General features: G+C 69.1%; 19 protein-coding genes. 9 read left to right on the top strand and 10 right to left on the bottom strand.

Going from position 1 to position 16632, the window contains the following annotated elements; translation table 11 throughout:
* Positions 1-15: 15 nt before the first annotated feature.
* From ICG51_RS13760 to ICG51_RS13745, 4 genes are all read right to left on the bottom strand, one after another.
* Positions 16-243, bottom strand: coding sequence for a SlyX family protein (locus ICG51_RS13760; RefSeq protein WP_190280881.1), 228 nt, complete (start codon positions 241-243; stop codon positions 16-18).
* Positions 240-1598, bottom strand: a complete 1359-nt coding sequence (locus ICG51_RS13755) for a UDP-glucose/GDP-mannose dehydrogenase family protein (RefSeq protein WP_190280880.1) — start codon at positions 1596-1598, stop codon at positions 240-242. The genes ICG51_RS13760 and ICG51_RS13755 overlap by 4 nt, the downstream gene beginning before the upstream one ends.
* Before the next feature lie 68 nt (positions 1599-1666).
* Positions 1667-2443: an FKBP-type peptidyl-prolyl cis-trans isomerase gene (locus tag ICG51_RS13750; RefSeq protein WP_190280879.1), complete on the bottom strand. Its 777-nt coding sequence runs from the start codon at positions 2441-2443 to the stop codon at positions 1667-1669.
* A gap of 69 nt (positions 2444-2512) precedes the next feature.
* Positions 2513-3424 (bottom strand): FKBP-type peptidyl-prolyl cis-trans isomerase, encoded by a 912-nt coding sequence (locus ICG51_RS13745; protein ID WP_190280878.1) that lies wholly within the window; start codon positions 3422-3424, stop codon positions 2513-2515.
* 253 nt (positions 3425-3677) lie between these two features.
* On the opposite strand from ICG51_RS13745, the gene ICG51_RS13740 reads away from it, so the two are divergent.
* Genes ICG51_RS13740 through ICG51_RS13715 form a run of 6 tightly spaced genes read left to right on the top strand, consistent with a single transcriptional unit; the run spans position 3678 to position 7641 of the window.
* Positions 3678-3941: a hypothetical protein gene (locus ICG51_RS13740; RefSeq protein ID WP_190280877.1), complete on the top strand. Its 264-nt coding sequence runs from the start codon at positions 3678-3680 to the stop codon at positions 3939-3941.
* A gap of 3 nt (positions 3942-3944) precedes the next feature.
* Positions 3945-4316, top strand: a complete 372-nt coding sequence (locus ICG51_RS13735) for a GntR family transcriptional regulator (RefSeq protein WP_028838079.1) — start codon at positions 3945-3947, stop codon at positions 4314-4316.
* Positions 4313-5188 carry an ABC transporter ATP-binding protein gene (locus tag ICG51_RS13730; RefSeq protein ID WP_190280876.1) on the top strand — a complete coding sequence of 292 codons (876 nt, stop codon included), beginning with the start codon at positions 4313-4315 and terminating at the stop codon, positions 5186-5188. Before ICG51_RS13735 ends, ICG51_RS13730 begins: the two co-directional genes overlap by 4 nt.
* Positions 5185-6240 carry an ABC-2 transporter permease gene (locus ICG51_RS13725; protein WP_223809468.1) on the top strand — a complete coding sequence of 352 codons (1056 nt, stop codon included), beginning with the start codon at positions 5185-5187 and terminating at the stop codon, positions 6238-6240. The genes ICG51_RS13730 and ICG51_RS13725 overlap by 4 nt, the downstream gene beginning before the upstream one ends.
* 26 nt (positions 6241-6266) lie before the next feature.
* A complete protein-coding gene (locus ICG51_RS13720) occupies positions 6267-6935 on the top strand; it encodes a hypothetical protein (RefSeq protein ID WP_190280875.1) in 669 nt (222 codons plus the stop codon).
* Between the two features lie 13 nt (positions 6936-6948).
* Positions 6949-7641 (top strand): DUF2884 family protein, encoded by a 693-nt coding sequence (locus ICG51_RS13715; protein ID WP_190280874.1) that lies wholly within the window; start codon positions 6949-6951, stop codon positions 7639-7641.
* Between the two features lie 95 nt (positions 7642-7736).
* On the opposite strand, the gene aroA is transcribed toward ICG51_RS13715, so the two are convergent.
* The 5 genes from aroA to ICG51_RS13690 all read right to left on the bottom strand — a co-directional run bounded on the left by aroA (position 7737) and on the right by ICG51_RS13690 (position 12860).
* Positions 7737-9065, bottom strand: coding sequence for a 3-phosphoshikimate 1-carboxyvinyltransferase (gene aroA / locus ICG51_RS13710; RefSeq protein WP_190280873.1), 1329 nt, complete (start codon positions 9063-9065; stop codon positions 7737-7739).
* Positions 9062-10174, bottom strand: coding sequence for a histidinol-phosphate transaminase (hisC, locus tag ICG51_RS13705; protein ID WP_190280872.1), 1113 nt, complete (start codon positions 10172-10174; stop codon positions 9062-9064). The genes aroA and hisC overlap by 4 nt, the downstream gene beginning before the upstream one ends.
* A gap of 1 nt (position 10175) precedes the next feature.
* Positions 10176-11360: a prephenate dehydratase gene (gene pheA / locus ICG51_RS13700; RefSeq protein ID WP_190280871.1), complete on the bottom strand. Its 1185-nt coding sequence runs from the start codon at positions 11358-11360 to the stop codon at positions 10176-10178.
* Entirely contained in the window at positions 11353-12438 is a 1086-nt protein-coding gene (serC, locus tag ICG51_RS13695; RefSeq protein WP_190280870.1) for a 3-phosphoserine/phosphohydroxythreonine transaminase, read from the bottom strand. The genes pheA and serC overlap by 8 nt, the downstream gene beginning before the upstream one ends.
* A 119-nt stretch (positions 12439-12557) precedes the next feature.
* A complete protein-coding gene (locus ICG51_RS13690) occupies positions 12558-12860 on the bottom strand; it encodes a polyhydroxyalkanoic acid system family protein (protein ID WP_223809467.1) in 303 nt (100 codons plus the stop codon).
* A 64-nt stretch (positions 12861-12924) separates the two neighbouring features.
* On the opposite strand from ICG51_RS13690, the gene ICG51_RS13685 reads away from it, so the two are divergent.
* Positions 12925-13710 carry an FHA domain-containing protein gene (locus ICG51_RS13685; RefSeq protein ID WP_190280869.1) on the top strand — a complete coding sequence of 262 codons (786 nt, stop codon included), beginning with the start codon at positions 12925-12927 and terminating at the stop codon, positions 13708-13710.
* Between the two features lie 24 nt (positions 13711-13734).
* Here the strand turns inward: ICG51_RS13685 and ICG51_RS13680 are convergent, their stop codons facing one another.
* Entirely contained in the window at positions 13735-14460 is a 726-nt protein-coding gene (locus tag ICG51_RS13680) for a hypothetical protein (protein ID WP_190280868.1), read from the bottom strand.
* A gap of 86 nt (positions 14461-14546) precedes the next feature.
* Between ICG51_RS13680 and ICG51_RS13675 the strand changes: the two genes are divergently transcribed.
* Positions 14547-15812 carry a patatin-like phospholipase family protein gene (locus ICG51_RS13675; protein ID WP_190280867.1) on the top strand — a complete coding sequence of 422 codons (1266 nt, stop codon included), beginning with the start codon at positions 14547-14549 and terminating at the stop codon, positions 15810-15812.
* Positions 15813-15887: 75 nt separating this feature from the next.
* Complete coding sequence (locus tag ICG51_RS13670; protein ID WP_190280866.1) at positions 15888-16532, top strand: phasin family protein; 645 nt, start codon at positions 15888-15890, stop codon at positions 16530-16532.
* Positions 16533-16632 lie beyond the last annotated feature (100 nt).

The raw sequence follows: 16632 nt of genomic DNA, 5'->3' as shown, positions 1-16632 counted from the left end.
GGCGGAATCGGGCTGTCAGTAGTGCGGAGGGGGCGGTTCGCTGGCGGCATCGCCGGTGACCGGGCTTGCGGCCATCGCGCTGCGCAATTGTCGCAATTCTTCCAGCGCGCGATGCAGACGCAGCGCGTTGCCGGCTTCTTCGCTGCGGGCGGCGGCCAGCGCGTCGCTGAGTTCCAGCAGCGCCTGCTCCTGGAAGGCCAGCCGGGTTTCCAGGTCGACCAGCCGTTGTTCGAGATCGGTCATGCTTCTTCCTTGCGCAGCGAGCGTCCGCGGCCGATGCCGTAGTAGGCGATGCCGGCGGCTTCCACTTCGGCGGGTTCGTACAGGTTACGGCCGTCGAACAGCACCGCATCGGCCAGCGCCTCTTTCAGCCTCGCGAAATCGGGGCTGCGGAACTGCTTCCATTCGGTGACCACGGCAAGCGCGTCGGCGCCCTCCAGCGCGGCGGCGGCGGAGTCGCACAGCACCAGGTCGTCGCGCTCGCCGAAGATGCGCCGGGTCTCGGCCATCGCCTCCGGATCGAATGCGCGGACCGTCGCGCCCGCGTCCCACAGCTGCTGCAGCAGGCGGCGGCTGGAAGCCTCGCGCATGTCATCGGTGTTCGGCTTGAACGCCAGTCCCCACACCGCGATGGTCCTGCCGCGCAGGCCTTCGTCCTCGCCAAGGTCGTAATGGCGCTGCATCAACTCGAACAGGTGGCCCTTCTGCGCGGCGTTCACCCCCTCCACCGCCTCCAGCAGGCGCGGCTGCACGCCGTGCTGCTGGGCGGTGCGCGCCAGCGCCTGCACGTCCTTGGGGAAGCACGAGCCGCCGTAGCCGGCGCCGGGGTAGATGAAATGCCAGCCGATGCGCGGATCGGAGCCGATGCCCTTGCGCACCATCTCGACGTCCGCGCCCACCTGCTCGGCGATGTTGGCGATCTCGTTCATGAAGCTGATCTTGGTCGCCAGCATCGCATTCGCCGCGTACTTGGTCAGCTCCGCGGAACGCACGTCCATCGCCACGATGCGCTCGTGGTTACGGTTGAACGGGGCGTACAGGCGCCGCAGCGTCTCCAGCGCAGACGCGCTGGAGGTGCCGATGACGATGCGGTCCGGGCGCATGCAGTCCTCGACCGCCGCACCCTCCTTCAGGAACTCGGGGTTGGACACCACTTCGAAATCGATGTCCGCGCCGCGTGCGGCCAGCTCCGCATTGATGGTGGCGCGAACCTTGTCGGCGGTACCCACCGGCACGGTGGACTTGTCCACCACCACCACCGGCCGCTCGATGTGGCGGCCGATGGTACGCGCCACTTCGCGCACGTACTGCAGGTCGGCGCTGCCATCCTCGTCCGGCGGCGTGCCCACCGCGATGAACAGCACGTCGCCGTGGGTGATGCCTGCCGCCGCGTCGGTGGTGAAGCGCAGCCGCCCGGCGGCGTGGTTGGCCTTCACCATCGGGGTCAGGCCGGGCTCGTAGATCGGCACGATGCCTTTGTTCAGGCCTTCCACCTTGGCCGCGTCGACATCGACGCAGACCACGTCGTGGCCGACCTCGGCCAGGCAGGTGCCGGTCACCAGGCCAACGTAGCCGGTGCCGAAAATGCAGACGCGCATGCGCGGTATCCGTGGGCAAAAGAAAGGGGACGCATCGCAAGGATACGTCCCCCGGTGTTCCGGAACGGTTACTTGCCGGACGGCGCCTTGACGATCTCCAGCAGCTCGACTTCGAACTCCAGCACCTGGTTCGGGCCGATCATCGGCGGCGCCTGCTCGCCGTAGGCGAGCTTGGCCGGGATCCAGAACTTGTACTTCGAGCCCACCGGCATCAGCTGCAGGCCTTCCGCCCAGCCCGGGATCACGCCCTGCAGCGGCAGCACGGCCGGCTCGCCACGCTTGTAGGAACTGTCGAATTCCTTGCCGTCCAGCAGGGTGCCCTTGTAGTTCACCTTCACGCCGTCGGTGGCGCCGGGCTTGGCGCCCTTGCCTTCGGTGAGGACCTGGTACTGCAGGCCGGAGGCGGTGGTGACCACGCCCTGCTTCTTGCCGTTCTCGGCCAGGAACTTCTCGCCCTTGTCGAGGTTGGCCTTGCCTTCTTCCATCATCTTGGCGATCTGCTTGGCCTGCATCTTCTGGCCGAACGCCTGCATGATCTGCTGCGCCTGCTCGTCGTTGATCAGCGCCTTGCCGCCATCCATCTGGGTGCGCAGGGCCTTGACCACGGTATCGACGTTCACCTCGTCCTTGATCTCCGCCAGCTGCTTGCCCATCGCCATGCCGATGGTGTAGCTGACCTGTTCCTTCTCGGTCGGCAGGCCCGGGTAGCCGGTCTTGTCGGTCGCGGCCTTGTCGGCTTCGGTCTTGCTGGAGGAAACCTCGACGGGCTTGTTCTCGCCCTTGCAGGCGGACAGCGCCAGCAGCGTGGCGACGGCAATGGCGGTGGAACGGACGAGCGGCTTCATCTGCAGGGAACTCCGGGATGCGAAAGGGGGGTGGCGACGGGCGCCGGTGGAAACACGATCAGGTTGGACTCATTCGACGCCCAGCAGTTCCACGTCGAACACCAGGGTGGAATTGGGCGGGATGGTACCGGCGCCGCGGTCACCGTAACCCAGCGCGGCGGGAACCCAAAGCCGGTACTTGGCGCCCACCGGCATCATGCCCACGCCTTCGGTCCAGCCCTTGATGACCTGGTCGAGGCCGAACACGGCCGGCTCGCCGCGGTCGATCGAACTGTCGAACTTGGTGCCGTCCAGCAGCGTGCCCACGTAGTGGACGCGCACCCGCTGGCCGGGCTTCGGGCGCGTGCCGTCACCCTGCTTGAGCACCATGTACTGCAGGCCGGTGGGGGTGGTGAACACGCCCTTGACCTGCTTGTTCTTGGCAAGGAACTCCTGCTCCTGCTTCAGCGCGGCCTCGCCCTGCGCCTTGCGCTCTGCTTCGCGGGCGGCGCCCAGCCGCACCGACAGCGCGGCGCGCACCTGGTCGATCTGCGCCTGGTCCAGTGCGGGCTTGGTCGCCGGATCAGCGCCATCCTTCAATCCGCGCATGAACATGGGCATGTCGAACTCGCCGCGGAAGCCCGCGAGGCTGCGTCCGATATTGGTACCGGCCAGCAGCCCGGCCTTGGCCCGATCCAGCGCCACCGGCGGCTTGCCCGCCTTGCGGGCGCCGATATTGAGCATCAGCGCCTCGGACAGGCGCTTGGCTTCCTCGGCCTCCAGCGCCGGCTTGCCGCCGGCCATGACCAGCTCGATGGCCTGCTGGAAGCTGGCCAGATCCAGATCCGGCAAACCCGGGCCGATCGCTCGGGCCACGTCCTGTCCAAGCATGTAACCCACCTTGTCGCGCTCGCTGAGCTTGGCGCCGTCCTGGGCCAGCACGGGTGCGGCCGCCAACACGGCTAGCAGCAGCGCGCCCAGCGCGCGCAAGGAAAACTTCATCGTGACCATCTCCATGGTGACCTGCCGCGAGAAGCCGCATGCAGGAAAGTGCAGCGACCTATTGTCGTTTGCACTGCGGCAACCGGCAATCCTGCGTCCGGATCCCGCAAGCGCGGGTTCAGGCGCCCCGCCGCGGGGCGTCGCAGGGGCGGCGCGCCACTATGACTTCAGTTGGGTCATCCGGTGCTTGACGTGGGATTTTGTAGTGTTATAGTTGCCTACAACACCGAACCCCCAGAGCAGGACGTTCACCATGAACCGCAAGCTCCACAACTCCCTCAACGCGGCAATGGCCTGCAGTGCGCTGCTGACCCTTGCCGTGCTGGCCGGCGCCCCGATCGAACAGGCCTCTCCCGCCGAGACGTCGATCGCCGCCATCGCCTCCACCCCCGCCAGCGCAACGGTCGCCGCCGAACAGGCCGCGGCGGTGGCGGCGAGCAGCGACCGCCGGATGACCCGGCGGTCCTATCACTCGGTACGGATGCCGTTCTTTTCCTTCTTCCTGCCGCAGGGCTGAATCATGGTTGCCGTCGAATGGAGCGATAGCGCTCCGATCTACCGCCAGCTGAAGGACCGCGTCGTCGCGATGATGCTCGACGGGGTACTCAAGCCGGGCGATGCGCTGCCCTCGGTCCGCCAGGTGGCGGCCGAGTACCAGCTGAATCCAATCACCGTCTCGCGCGCCTACCAGGAGCTCGCGGACGAACAACTCGTCGAGAAACGAAGGGGACTGGGCATGTACGTCACCGAAGGCGCCAATGCGCGCCTGCTGCAGAGCGAACGCGAGCGTTTCCTGCGCGAGGAATGGCCGCTGGTCATGGAACGCATCCAGCGCCTCGGCCTGAGCATCCAGGAGCTGCTGGATCCGCAGCAGAAGTGGGCACCCAAGTGAGTACCGTCATGACCACTCCCGTCGTTTCCGCCCGCGGCCTGCGCAAGGCGTACAAGAACAAGCTGGCGCTGGACAACACCGCGTTCGACATCCCCTCCGGCCGCATCGTCGGCCTGATCGGTCCCAATGGCGCCGGCAAGACCACCGCACTCAAGGCGATCCTCGGCCTGATTCCGTTCGACGGCGACCTGAAGGTGCTGGGCAAGGACCCGCGCACCCAGCGCGATGAGCTAATGAACGAGGTCTGCTTCATCGCCGACGTCGCCGTGCTGCCGCGCTGGATCACCGTGGCCCAGGCCATCGAGTTCGTCGCAGGCGTGCATCCGCGCTTCGACGCCGCAAAGTGCCGGCGCTTCCTCGAAGGCACCCAGCTCAAGCCGGGCCTGAAGGTCCGCGAGATGTCCAAGGGCATGATCGTGCAGTTGCACCTGGCGCTGGTGATGGCCATCGACGCCCGCCTGCTGGTCCTGGACGAACCCACCCTCGGCTTGGACATCCTCTACCGCAAGCAGTTCTACCAGCGCCTGCTGGAGGACTATTTCGATGAGGACAAGACCATCCTGGTCACCACCCATCAGGTCGAGGAGATCGAACACATCCTCACTGACGTGATGTTCATCCGCGACGGCAGGATCGCGCTGGACACGCCGATGGAATCGCTGGGCGAGCGCTACACCGAGGTGCTGGTGGATGCCGGCAAGCAGGACGCCGCGCGCGCCCTCAAGCCCATCGATGAACGCGCGCTGCCGTTCGGCAAGACCGTGATGCTGTTCGACGGCGCCGACCGCGCCCGACTCGGCGAACTGGGCGAGACCCGCACCCCCGGCCTGGCCGACCTGTTCGTCGCCACCATGAAAGGAACCTACGCATGAACGCCGCCATCGACGCCGCGGGCATGGATGTCGCCAAATCCAGCGTGCCCCGCACCCCGCCGCACCCCACCCACAAGCTGAAGCTGCTGCTGCGCCGCGAATTCTGGGAGCACAAGGGCGGCTTCTTCTGGGCCCCGATCTGGGCGGGCGGCATTTCACTGCTGCTGACCCTGATGGCGCTGATTTTCGGTGAAGTGGCGATGCGCCGGGAGGCCGTCTCCGGGCTGAAGGTCAACGGCCAGGTGATGATCAACGGCCTGGACCTGAACCTGATCACCGAGCAGATGTCGCCGGACGACGTGCAGAAACTCGCCGACGGCATCAGCCTCAGCACCGCCTCGGCGATGTTCTGGCCCCTGCTGGTGCTGGGCTTCGTGGTGTTCTTCTACTGCCTGGGCAGCCTGTACGACGAACGCAAGGACCGCAGCGTGCTGTTCTGGAAGTCGCTGCCGGTGTCCGACCGCGACACCGTGCTGTCGAAGGCGCTGAGCGCGCTGGTGGTGGCGCCGACGCTGGCGATCGCGGTGGGCATTGCCTGCATGGTCGCCTTCCTGCTGGTCCTGAGCGTGTTCGTGCTGCTGCACCACGGCAACCCGTTCGTGCTGCTGTGGAGCCCCGACAACCTGCTGGCCAACGCCGGCGTGGCGCTGGCGGCGATCCCGGTATACGCGCTGTGGGCCCTGCCCAGCGCCGGCTGGCTGCTGCTGTGCTCGGCCTGGTCGAAGAGCAAGCCGTTCCTGTGGGCGATCATGATCCCGGTGTTCGCCGGCGTGTTCATCAGCTGGTTCGACCTGATGAACGTGTTCAACCTGGACAGCAGCTGGTTCTGGAAGAACGTGGTGGCGCACCTGCTGGGCGGCGTGTTCCCGGGCACCTGGTTCACCGTGATGGACATGGGCGGCCTGCAGGTCAAGGAACTCGGCAACCACCTCGTGCTGCTCAAGGCGCTGTATTCGGCACTAGCCACGCCGCAGCTGTGGATCGGCGCCGGCGCGGGCATCGCCATGATCGCCGCCGCCGTCCGCCTGCGCCGCTGGCGCGACGACAACTGACCCTCCCTTCCGCAAGGAACGAGACCATGCATACCAAGCGCATCCTTCCCATCGCCGCCCTGGCCCTGCTGCTGCCGCTGGCAGCGCAGGCCCAGCCGCCCCGCAGCGCGGACACCGGCATCACCGCCGAGATCCGCCGCGAACTGGGCGACGCCCGCAAGGAAGTCCGGGCCGAACTGGCCAAGGCCAAGCAGGACCTGGACACCGGCGACCTGCAGCTGCAGGACAGCCTGCAGTTCGGCAAGCAGCGCAAGACCAGGCAACACGATGCGGACCGGGTGGCGGCAGCCATCACCCCGCAGGGAGACCTGCTGATCGACGGCAAGCGGCAGGTGATCGACGCCAGCCAGCGCCGCCAGCTGCTGGCGTACCGCGGTCTGGTGGTGGAAATCGCCAAGGCCGGCATCGACATCGGCCAGACCAGCGCGGAAGCGGCGCTGGACGCGGTCGACCGGTCCTGGGTGAGCCTGATGTTCAGCGCCATGAGCGGGAGCCTGGAGCGGCGCATCGAGCGCACCGTGCGCGAACAGGTGGAGCCCGGCGTGCGTGGCATCTGCCGGATGCTGCCGCGGGTGATGGACTCGCAGCAGCGGCTTGCCACCAGCCTGCCGCAGTTCCGCCCTTACGCCACCCTGGAACGCGAGGACGTGGCCGACTGCGAGAACAGCGTCCGCCGCGAATTCGCCAGCCTCTGACCCGGAGCACCCCATGAAGCATGTTTCCCTGCTGGCCTCCGTGGTTGTCGCCAGCCTGCCGCTGCTGGCGTGCAGCCAGCCCCCCGCCCCACCCGCACCACCGTCGCCGCCTGCACCGCCTGCGGCGTCCGGCAATGCCGGCAAGGGTTTCATCGGCCGCCAGGTCGACCAAGCGCTTGCCGAGGCGCGCAAGGAATTGCACGCAGGCAACCTGAGCATCAACGGCGACATCAACATCAACATCAATGGCAAGCGCTTCGGCAACGCCGACAGCCAGCTGCCGAAGGCCGAAATCAGCCCGCAAGGCGAGCTGCTGGTCGAGGGCAAGACGATCGAAACCAACGCCACGCAGCGCCAGCAATTACTCACCTACCGCAACCAGGTGCTGGGCATCGCCGATGCCGGCATGGCGATCGGTTCGCAGGGCGCGGATCTGGCCGGCAAGGCGCTGGGCGGCGTGTTCGGGGTGATCTTCGGCGGCGATCAGGCCGAGAAGGAGTTCGAGGCTCGGATGGAGGCGGAAGGCAAGAAGATCGAAGCCGAGGCGCTGAAGCTGTGCGCCCAGCTGCCGCCGCTGCTGGCGAGCCAGCAGTCGCTGGCCGCTAGCCTGCCCGCGTTCAAGCCCTACGCGACGATGACCCAGGAAGACATCGACAACTGCGGCAAGGATGCCAAGGGCAAGGGCATCGCGATCACCAGCAACTGAACCCTGACGGGCGCGCGCCGCGTTCGAGCGGCCGCGCCCGCACCCTCCCCCGAGGCGTCCCCGTCGCCATAGCGGCTGCCGGGACGCCGTTTTTTTTACCGGCCCTGCCCGCCTGCGCCATCCTCCAGCCCGAAGCCCGCCTCGCGCGCCAGCGCGTCGAAGCCGGGGAAAGACGTCGCCACGGTCGCAACATCGTGGATCCGCACTTCGCCGGCGGCCATCTGCCCAGCCACCGCGAAGGCCATGGCGATGCGGTGGTCATCGTGGCTTTCGATCGTGCCGCCGCCCAGCGGGCCCGGATGGAGGGTGGCGCCATCCGCGGTTTCATCCACGCGCCGGCCCAGCGTGCGCAGGCCGGCCGCCATCACCGCGAGCCGGTCGGATTCCTTGACCCGCAGCTCCCCCGCACCGCGCACCACGGTGGGGCCCTCGGCGCAGGCCGCGGCGATGAACAGCGCCGGGAACTCGTCGATCATGTCCGGCACCAGCGCCTCGGGCACCTCGATGCCGCGCAGCGGCGCATGCCGCACCACCAGGTCGGCCACCGGTTCGCCACCGTGTATGGCGGCATGTTCTTCGCAGATGTCCGCGCCCATCATCCGCAGCACCTGCAGAAGCCCGGTCCGGCGCGGGTTCAACCCCACCTGCCGCAGGCGCAATTCGGAGCCCGGCACGATGCTGGCGGCGACCAGGAAGAACGCCGCCGAGGAGAAGTCCGCCGGCACCGCCACGTCAGTGGCCTGCAGGCGCTGGCCGCCGCGCAGGCGGGCGAAGCCGGGCGAGAACGTGATGTCCACGCCGAAAGCGGAGAGCATCCGCTCGGTGTAGTCGCGGGTGGGGTGCGGCTCGCGCACCACGGTCTCGCCAGCGGCGTACAGCCCGGCCAGCAGCAGCGCCGACTTCACCTGCGCACTGGCCACTTCCAGCGCGTGGTCGGTGCCGACCAGTGGCTGGCCACCGTGGATGCGCAGCGGCGGCGTGCCGCCCTCTCCGGTATCGATGCGCGCGCCCATCTCCGCCAGCGGCACGGTCACGCGCCGCATCGGGCGCTTCGACAGCGAAGCATCGCCGACCAGCACCGAATCGAACCGCTGCGCCGCCAGCAGGCCCGCCAGCAGGCGCATGCCGGTGCCGGCGTTGCCGCAGTCCAGCGGGCCGTCCGGCGCCCGCAGGCCGTCGATGCCGACGCCGTGCACGATCCGTCGCGACGGCGATGGCGTCTCGATGCGCACGCCCATGCGCGCGAAGATCGCCGCAGTGGCGCGGGTGTCCTCGCCTTCCAGAAAGCCATCAATCGTGGAAACGCCGTCGGCTAGCGCGGCGAACATCACCGCCCGGTGGCTGATCGACTTGTCGCCGGGAATCGCCAGCGTCCCACGCAGCGGCGCGCCCGTCCGCGCCACCCAATCCTTCGCCGCACTCACGCCAGCACCTCGTCCAGCGCGGCCAGCAGCCGCGCGTTGTCGCTCTCCGTGCCCACGGTGATGCGCAGGCAGTCGCCCAGCCCGTAGCCGCCCATCGGCCGCAGGATCACCCCGCGCGCCAGCAGTGCCGCCTCCACGCACGCGGTGCCATCGCCGAATTCGACCAGCAGGAAGTTGGTCTGCGAGGGCGACACCGCCAGCCCGCGCGCGCGCAGCGCGCCGGCCAGCGCCTGCCGCTGTTCGCGGTTGGCCTCCAGCGAGGCGGCAAGATGGGCGGCGTCGGCCAGCGACGCCTGCGCCGCTGCCAGCCCCGGCGCGTTGACATTGAAGCTCTCGCGCACCCGCTCCATCACCGCGATGCAGTCCGGGTGCGCCAGCGCGTAGCCCACCCGCAGCCCCGCCAGCGCATGCGCCTTGCTGAAGGTGCGGGTGACGACCAGGTTCGGATGCTTCGCCAGCAGCGGCAGCGCGCTGGCGCAATCCGGCGCATCGACGAATTCCGCATACGCCTCGTCCACGACCACCAGCACCTGCGCCGGCACGTCCACGAGAAAGGCCTCGAAGTCCGCAGCGGAATACCAGGTGCCGGTGGGATTGTTGGGGTTGGCGAGGTACACCAGCCGGGTGCGCGGCGTGATCGCCGCGCACAGCGCTTCGAGATCATGGCCGCGCGGCATCGTGTGGTCGCGCGGCAACGCCGGCGCCAGCCGCAGCGTGGCGCCCGCGGCCTGCGCGGCCAGCGCATACACGGCAAACCCATATTGCGAAGCCACCACCTCGTCGCCCGGCCCGGCGAACACCTGCGCGAACTGCATCAGCAGTTCGTGCGAGCCATTGCCCAGCAGGATGCCCTCGGTGCCGACGCCGTGCATGTCGGCCAACGCGCGTTTCAGGTCGCCGCCCAGCGGATCGGGATACACGTGCGCGCCGTCCAGCGCGGCGATGGCAGCGCGGACCGCCAGCGGACTGGCGCCGTGGGGGTTCTCGTTGGAGCCCAGCTCCAGCAACGGCCGCGGCGCGGCGCGGCGCAGCGCGACGAGGTCATGGCCGGGATCGTAGGCGCGCAGCGCGCGGATGCCGGCGTTGGCGAGCGAAGCGAAGTCGATCATCTCAGAGGATGGCCACCGGATAGGAACCCAGTACGCGCACTTCGTCGCCGGCGGCGTTGATTTCCGCCAGCGCGTCCTTCAGCGGCGACTCCTCGCAGTGGCCGGCCACGTCGATGAAGAACGCGTACTGCCACTTGTGGCCGTGCTCGGGCCGCGATTCGATCCGGTTCATGCTGATGCCGCGGCGGGCCAGCGGCTCCAGCACGCCGTACAGCGCACCGGGGCGGTCGCGGATGAACACCAGCAGCGAGGTGCGGTCATTTCCCGACGGCGGGAACGCCTGCCGGCCGATCACGAGGAAGCGGGTGGTGTTGTCGCTGCGGTCCTCGATCGGGCCGGCGATCTTGCGCAGGCCGTACACCACCGCCGCGGACTCGCCGGCGATGGCTGCCGAATCGTCGGCGTTGCGCGCACGCCGCGCGCCCTCGGCATTGCTGGAGGTGGGGATCTTCTCGACCCCCGGCAGGTTGGTGCGCAACCAGCCGCCGGCCTGCGCCAACGCCTGCGGGTGGCCGAAGATGCGTTCCACGTCCTCCAGCCGCCCGCTGCGCGACAGCAGGTACTGGTGCACGCGCAGCTCCACCTCGCCGCAGATGCGCAGCGGCGAGGTCAGGAACAGGTCCAGGGTCACCTGGATGGTGCCCTGCCCGGAGTTTTCCACCGGCACCACGCCGAAGTCGGCGCTGCCATTGGCGACCTCCTGGAACACCTCCTCGATGCTGCCCAGCGGCAGGCCGTGCGCGGAATGGCCGAAGTGCTTGTAGACCGCTTGCTGGCTGAAGGTGCCCTCCGGGCCGAGGTAGCCGATCTTCAAAGGCTCCTGCTGGGCCAGGCAGGCAGACATCACCTCGCGGAACAGCCGTACCAGCACGTCGTCGGCCAGCGGGCCGTCATTGCGATCTACCACCCGCCGCAGCACCTGCGCCTCGCGCTCGGGACGGTAGTAATCCACCGCGGCCGCCAGCTTGCCCTTGGCCCTGCCGACCTGGTGCGCCCAGTTGGCACGCTCGGCGATCAGCTGCTGGATCTGCAGGTCGATGCCGTCGATCTGCGCGCGTACCTGGGCCAGGTCGAGCTTGGGCTCGGCAACAGCCTTCTTCGCGGTCCTTTCCGGGGGCTTTTCCGCGGGCTTCTGCGCACCCCTCTTCGAGGTGGCTTTCGTCGTGGTCGGGGTTTTCTTAGCCATGGGCCTGCTGGAACTCCCGCATGAAATCGACCAGTGCCTGCACGCCGGCTTCCGGCATGGCGTTGTAGAGCGATGCGCGCATGCCCCCGAGCACGCGGTGGCCCTTCAGCGCTACCAATCCCGCCTGCTTGGCTTCGTCGAGGAAGACCTTGTCCAGCGCCGGATCGTGCAGGAAGAACGGCACGTTCATGCGCGAACGCGCGCCCGGCGCCACCTCGTTGCGGTAATAGCCGCCGGAGCCGTCGATGGCGGCATACAGCGCCGCCGCCTTGCGCGCGCTGCGACGGGCGAACTCGGCCACGCCACCTTCGTCCAGCATCCACTTCACGGTCAGGCCCAGCACGTACCAGTTCCAGCTCGGCGGGGTGTTGAGCATCGAATCGGCTTTCGCCTGCGCGGCGTAGTCGAAGATCGGCGCGCGCGGCTGGCCGCTGCGCTCCAGCAGGTCGCGGCGCACGATCAGCACGCTGATGCCAACCGGACCCAGGTTTTTCTGCGCGCCGGCGTAGATAGCGCCGAACTTCGACACGTCCAGCGGTTCCGAAGCGATGGAGGAGCTGAAGTCGGCGATCAGCGGCGCGTTGCCGGCAGCCGGAATGTCGCGCCACTCCACCCCGTGGATGGTCTCGTTGGCGGTGACGTGGACGTAGGCCGCGTCGGGCGAAAGCTGCCAGTCGGCGCGCGCCGGCACGTCGCGGAATCCGCCGGCTTCGCTGCTGGCGGCGGTGCGGGCGTTCACGCAGTGCGCCGCCTGCTTGAGCGCGGTCTTGCCCCAGTGGCCGCTGACCACGTAGTCGCAAGGCTGGCCGGGCGCGGCGAAGTTCAGCGGCAGCAGCGCCTGCACCGTGGTCGCGCCGCCGGCGGTGAAGATCACCGCGTAGTCGTCGGGGATCGCCAGCAGGGTGCGCAGGTCGGCCTCGGCCTGTTGCGCCACCTTGATGAACTCCGGGCCGCGGTGGCTGATCTCGAGGATCGACGCGCCGCAGTCGCCGAACTCCAGCATCGTGGCCTGCGCCTGGCGCAACACGGGTTCCGGCAGCATCGCGGGGCCGGGGCTGAAGTTGTAGGCGCGTGACATCGGGGCGGTCCGGTCCGGGAGTGGAACCCGAGTATGCCGCACCGCAACAAGTTTGCGACTGCCGTTGCTGCAGAAACCATCCATGATGCTTCCGCATCACGTACGAACGCTGGCGCGGATCAGAAACGTTCCTGCAGCACCCGCTTGATTTCCGCTTCGATCGGGTCCTTGAACATCGCGGCCAGGAAGCCGAGCTTGGCGAACACGTGCAGCCCGCCCTCCTCCAGCGCAATGTGGCCATCGATACCGGAGCGCGAGAAATTCAGCATGTCGCCGTTCCAGGCGCAGTCGACCTGGAACCGTTCCTGCAGCTTGCGCGCAACTTCCTCTACCGCCTTGCGGGCTTGCGGCTTGGGCAGGGCATGGGCGTGGCGGATATCGATGCGGGACATGGCGATGGCGATGGCGGGGTGTTGCCGCATTCTGCCGCGTGCGGCGGCGCGCGAACAGCCGGGGGACGCACCACGCGTGCTAGATTCCGCGGCGATGAACGACCTGCACCTGCGCTTCTGCGATGGCCGCCAGCCCGACCTGGCCCTGGAACCGGGCGTGCATGCGCTTGGCCGCACCCCCGCGGGTCTTGGTCCGGTGGAGGCCGATGCGCAGGTGCTGCTGCAGCTCTGCAACGATCGCCGCGGCATCTGGATGACCGTGAACGAAGGCATGCGCGGCGTCCACGTCAACGGCCGCCCGGTGCAACAGGTGGCGATGCTGCGCGCCGGCGACAGCATCCACGCCGACGGCAGCGAACTGCTGCTGTACGCGGCCAACGACGACCGCGTCCTGCCGCCATCCACGCCGCCGGTGCGCGATCCGGCCGGCAACCTGCGGATGGTGCTGCGCGGTGTCGGCGGCCCCTACCACGGCCGCTGCATCAGCCTGGACCGCCCGCGCCGGGTCGGAAGCGCTGCGGCTGCGGACCTGCGCATCGAGGGCGCCGGCATCGCCGCCGAGCATGCGCTGCTGGAAGCCGGCAACGGCCTGACGCTGCTGCGCCACGCCGCCGCTGAGGTGCTGGTCAACGGCCGCCCGGTGCGCCAGGCGATCCTGCACAGCGGCGACCAGATCGTGTTCGGGGTACAGCACCGGTTCGTGCTGGAAGGCCCGCCGCCGCCCGCGCCCGGCACCGCGACCACGGCCGCGCCCAGCGAGGCCGACGCCCCGCCGGCACCGCCGCGCCGGCGCTGGACGCAGGGTGTCCCCTGGTTGCTGCTGGCCGCGCTGCTGCTGGCTGCCGCGCTGACCGCGCTGCTGGTATTCGGCGCCCGCTGACCCTTCCCCGGGGAAGGCGCAGGCTCAGCCGACGCGCTCGCCGAACGGATCGGGCTCGGCGGCGAACAGCCGCTGCATCGCCAAAGTTTCGCTGCGCCGGATATCGCCCAGGAACTCCGCGACATCGCCCAGCCCGGCAAAGGCCGCACAGCCGCGCTCGAGGAAGGACTGCAGCGCGCCCAACCCCGCCGCCCGCGCCGGCAGTCGCGACAGCCGCAGCAGCGAATGCACGCCGGGCAACCGCAGCGCCTCGGCCAGCCCCTGCCCCACCTCGTCGATCAGCTCGATCTGCCGCTGGCGCAGCCGGGGCAGGCCTACCTGCCGGTAGGCCCGCGCATACAGCGCCACGTCCAGCGCACGCCGGCGCGGCGACAGCGCCTGCAGCGCCTCCGCCATGCGCAGGTCCAGCGCGTGGCTGAGCGCCGCCAAGGCAATGCCGTCGGCCACCGTTTCCAGCAGCGCCGCCGGCAGCAGCCGCTGCATCATCGGGATCACCCGCGCGATGTCGGCGTCGCGCCGGCTGAAGTCGTGGTCGCCGTAGACGTCGGTCAGGAAGAACCGCGCCGCCGGGCGCCGCGCCGGGTCGCGCAGGAAGACGTCGAAGCTGCGCTCCAGCCGCTGCGCCTGCCACGCCTGCAGCGGTTTCAGCCAGGCCAGCGTATTACGGGGCTCGACCGCCGGATCGAACAGGCGCTGGTGCAGCGCGAGGCGGCGCGCCAGCCGGCTGTGCAGGTCGGGGCGTGGTTGCATGCGCGCAGTGTCGGCGCGCGCCGGTTCCCGACGCAATACTCCAGGACGCTCCGCTACACTCGGGCGGTCCCGCAAGAGCCGCCCGAATGCTGTCATTGCACTCCGCCCAAGCTCCCCGCCCGGACCGCGGTCCGCCGCGGATCGGGCTGGCGATCGCCGGCGGCGGACCGGTGGGCGCGATGTACGAGCTGGGCGCGCTGCGCGCGCTGGACGAGGCCTGCGATGGCCTCGACCTGACCCGGCTGGATTGCTACGTGGGGGTCAGCTCCGGTGCGTTCTTCGCCGCCGGCCTCGCCAACCGGATGGACACCGCCGAGCTGTGCCGGATCTTCATCAGCGGCGACAGCGAGGACGTGCACTTCCGCCCGGAAACCTTCCTGCGTCCCGCACTCGGCGAATACCTCAAGCGCGCCGCGGCCACCCCGCGGCTGGCCGCGCGGCTGCTGCGCGACGTCTGGTCGGGCCGCACCGATTCGCGCTGGTCGGACCTGCTCAACCGCGTCGGCAGCTTGGTGCCCACCGGGTTGTTCGACAACGCCGAGGTCGAGCGCTTCCTGCGCGACGTGTTCTCCCGGCACGGCCGCAGCAATGACTTCCGCAAGCTCGACCGTGCGCTGTACGTGATCGGCGTGGACCTGGACAGCGGCGAGGCGGTGCGCTTCGGCGACAAAGGTTGGGACGACGTGCCGATTTCGCGCGCGGTGCAGGCCAGCGCGGCCCTGCCCGGCCTGTACCCGCCAGTGGAAATGACCGACCGTGCCGGCCGCACCAGGCATTTCGTCGATGGTGCCCTGCGCCGCACCATGCACGCTTCGGTGGTGCTGGACCGGGGCATCGACCTGATGCTGGGCCTCAACCCGCTGGTGCCGTTCAACCCCGGCAAGGACGCCAGCGAAGACGCCCAGGCGCACCGGTTCAGCGACCGCCGCATCATCCAGGCCGGGCTGCCCGGCGTGCTGTCGCAAACCCTGCGCACCATGCTGCAGTCGCGCATGCAGGTGGGATTGGCGCGCTATCCGCAGCAGTACCCGGGGATCGACCAGCTGGTGTTCGAGCCCAACGCCGTTGACCGCGAACTGTTCTACACCAATATCTTCAGCTTCTCGGCGCGGCGGCGGATCTCGCAGCTGGCCTATCGCAACACCCTTACCGACCTGCGCGAGCGCCGCGGCCAGCTGGAACCGGTGCTGGCCCGCCACGGCATCCGCCTGCGCGAAGAAGTCATCGCCGACCGCCCGCGCTCGATCCTGGCCCACCTGCCAGCGGCACCGCGAGTCACCGACGCCACCGCGCAGCTGGCCCGTGCGCTGGACGACATCGAACGCGGTCTGCAGCGCCGCGGCATGGTGTGAATGCTCTAGACGGCGGGCCGATCCTGCGCTGCAATCCAGTCCACGCATGCGTCGCAACGACGCGGGGAAAACGCCATGGCCAAGCTCAAGAAGTCCTCCGGCAAGACCGCTCGCACCACCACGCGCAAGTCCGGCGCCGGCAAGGTCCAGGCTGGCCTGAGCCCGAAGTCGATTACCGAATCGGCGCAGCAGATCTGGCTGGCCGGGATGGGGGCGTTCAACCGCGCGCAGTCCGAGGGCAGCAAGCTGTTCGAAACCCTTGTGCGTGACGGCCTGTCGCTGGAGCAGACCGCGCGCAAGTTCGCCGGACAGCGCGCCAATGTGGTCCGCGATGCGGTGGAAGGCCACGTCGGCCAAGCCCGCGAACGCGCCGCTGATACCTGGGACAAGCTGGAGAAGGTGTTCGAGGAGCGCGTGCAGCGCGCCCTTGTCAAGCTGGGCGTGCCCGGCCGCGAAGACCTGCACGCCCTGACCGAGCGCGTGGAGCGTTTGACCGAAGCACTGCGCAAGTCCGGCGGGAGCGTGCCGGCGCGCAAGACCGCACGGCCGGTCGCCAAGGCGAAGCCGGCGCCCCGCAAGCCGGTCAAGGTTGCAGGCAAGCCCGCCGGCCCGGCTGCGAAGAAGGCCAGCAGAACCGCTGCCAAGGCGGCCACCAAGGCCGTCAGGGCCCGCAAGCCGGCGGCACAGTCGAGCGCCACCAGCGCCGAATCCAACGCCTGACCCGGCGATGGTCTGCCCGTTGCAGGCCCCGTCTCCGCCAGCGCCGTCCTGTCAGCACGCCCAGTCGCCAAGGATCGGCGGGGCGTCTGTCCTGTCCGCA

Source organism: Thermomonas sp. XSG (genome assembly GCF_014678725.1).
Taxonomy (GTDB): Bacteria; Pseudomonadota; Gammaproteobacteria; order Xanthomonadales; family Xanthomonadaceae; genus Thermomonas.
This window is presented reverse-complemented; position numbering and strand designations above follow the sequence as displayed.

Excerpts from the sequence above, each read along its gene's own strand:
- ICG51_RS13745 (WP_190280878.1), bottom strand. The coding sequence starts at position 3,424 with ATGAAGTTTTCCTTGCGCGCGCTGGGCGCGCTGCTGCTAGCCGTGTTG.
- ICG51_RS13670 (WP_190280866.1), top strand. The coding sequence starts at position 15,888 with ATGGCCAAGCTCAAGAAGTCCTCCGGCAAGACCGCTCGCACCACCACG.
- ICG51_RS13755 (WP_190280880.1), bottom strand. The coding sequence starts at position 1,598 with ATGCGCGTCTGCATTTTCGGCACCGGCTACGTTGGCCTGGTGACCGGC.
- ICG51_RS13735 (WP_028838079.1), top strand. The coding sequence starts at position 3,945 with ATGGTTGCCGTCGAATGGAGCGATAGCGCTCCGATCTACCGCCAGCTG.
- ICG51_RS13760 (WP_190280881.1), bottom strand. The coding sequence starts at position 243 with ATGACCGATCTCGAACAACGGCTGGTCGACCTGGAAACCCGGCTGGCC.
- ICG51_RS13675 (WP_190280867.1), top strand. The coding sequence starts at position 14,547 with ATGCTGTCATTGCACTCCGCCCAAGCTCCCCGCCCGGACCGCGGTCCG.
- ICG51_RS13715 (WP_190280874.1), top strand. The coding sequence starts at position 6,949 with ATGAAGCATGTTTCCCTGCTGGCCTCCGTGGTTGTCGCCAGCCTGCCG.
- serC (WP_190280870.1), bottom strand. The coding sequence starts at position 12,438 with ATGTCACGCGCCTACAACTTCAGCCCCGGCCCCGCGATGCTGCCGGAA.
- ICG51_RS13680 (WP_190280868.1), bottom strand. The coding sequence starts at position 14,460 with ATGCAACCACGCCCCGACCTGCACAGCCGGCTGGCGCGCCGCCTCGCG.
- ICG51_RS13690 (WP_223809467.1), bottom strand. The coding sequence starts at position 12,860 with ATGCGGCAACACCCCGCCATCGCCATCGCCATGTCCCGCATCGATATC.
- hisC (WP_190280872.1), bottom strand. The coding sequence starts at position 10,174 with ATGATCGACTTCGCTTCGCTCGCCAACGCCGGCATCCGCGCGCTGCGC.
- ICG51_RS13725 (WP_223809468.1), top strand. The coding sequence starts at position 5,185 with ATGAACGCCGCCATCGACGCCGCGGGCATGGATGTCGCCAAATCCAGC.
- ICG51_RS13740 (WP_190280877.1), top strand. The coding sequence starts at position 3,678 with ATGAACCGCAAGCTCCACAACTCCCTCAACGCGGCAATGGCCTGCAGT.
- pheA (WP_190280871.1), bottom strand. The coding sequence starts at position 11,360 with ATGGCTAAGAAAACCCCGACCACGACGAAAGCCACCTCGAAGAGGGGT.
- ICG51_RS13720 (WP_190280875.1), top strand. The coding sequence starts at position 6,267 with ATGCATACCAAGCGCATCCTTCCCATCGCCGCCCTGGCCCTGCTGCTG.
- ICG51_RS13750 (WP_190280879.1), bottom strand. The coding sequence starts at position 2,443 with ATGAAGCCGCTCGTCCGTTCCACCGCCATTGCCGTCGCCACGCTGCTG.
- ICG51_RS13685 (WP_190280869.1), top strand. The coding sequence starts at position 12,925 with ATGAACGACCTGCACCTGCGCTTCTGCGATGGCCGCCAGCCCGACCTG.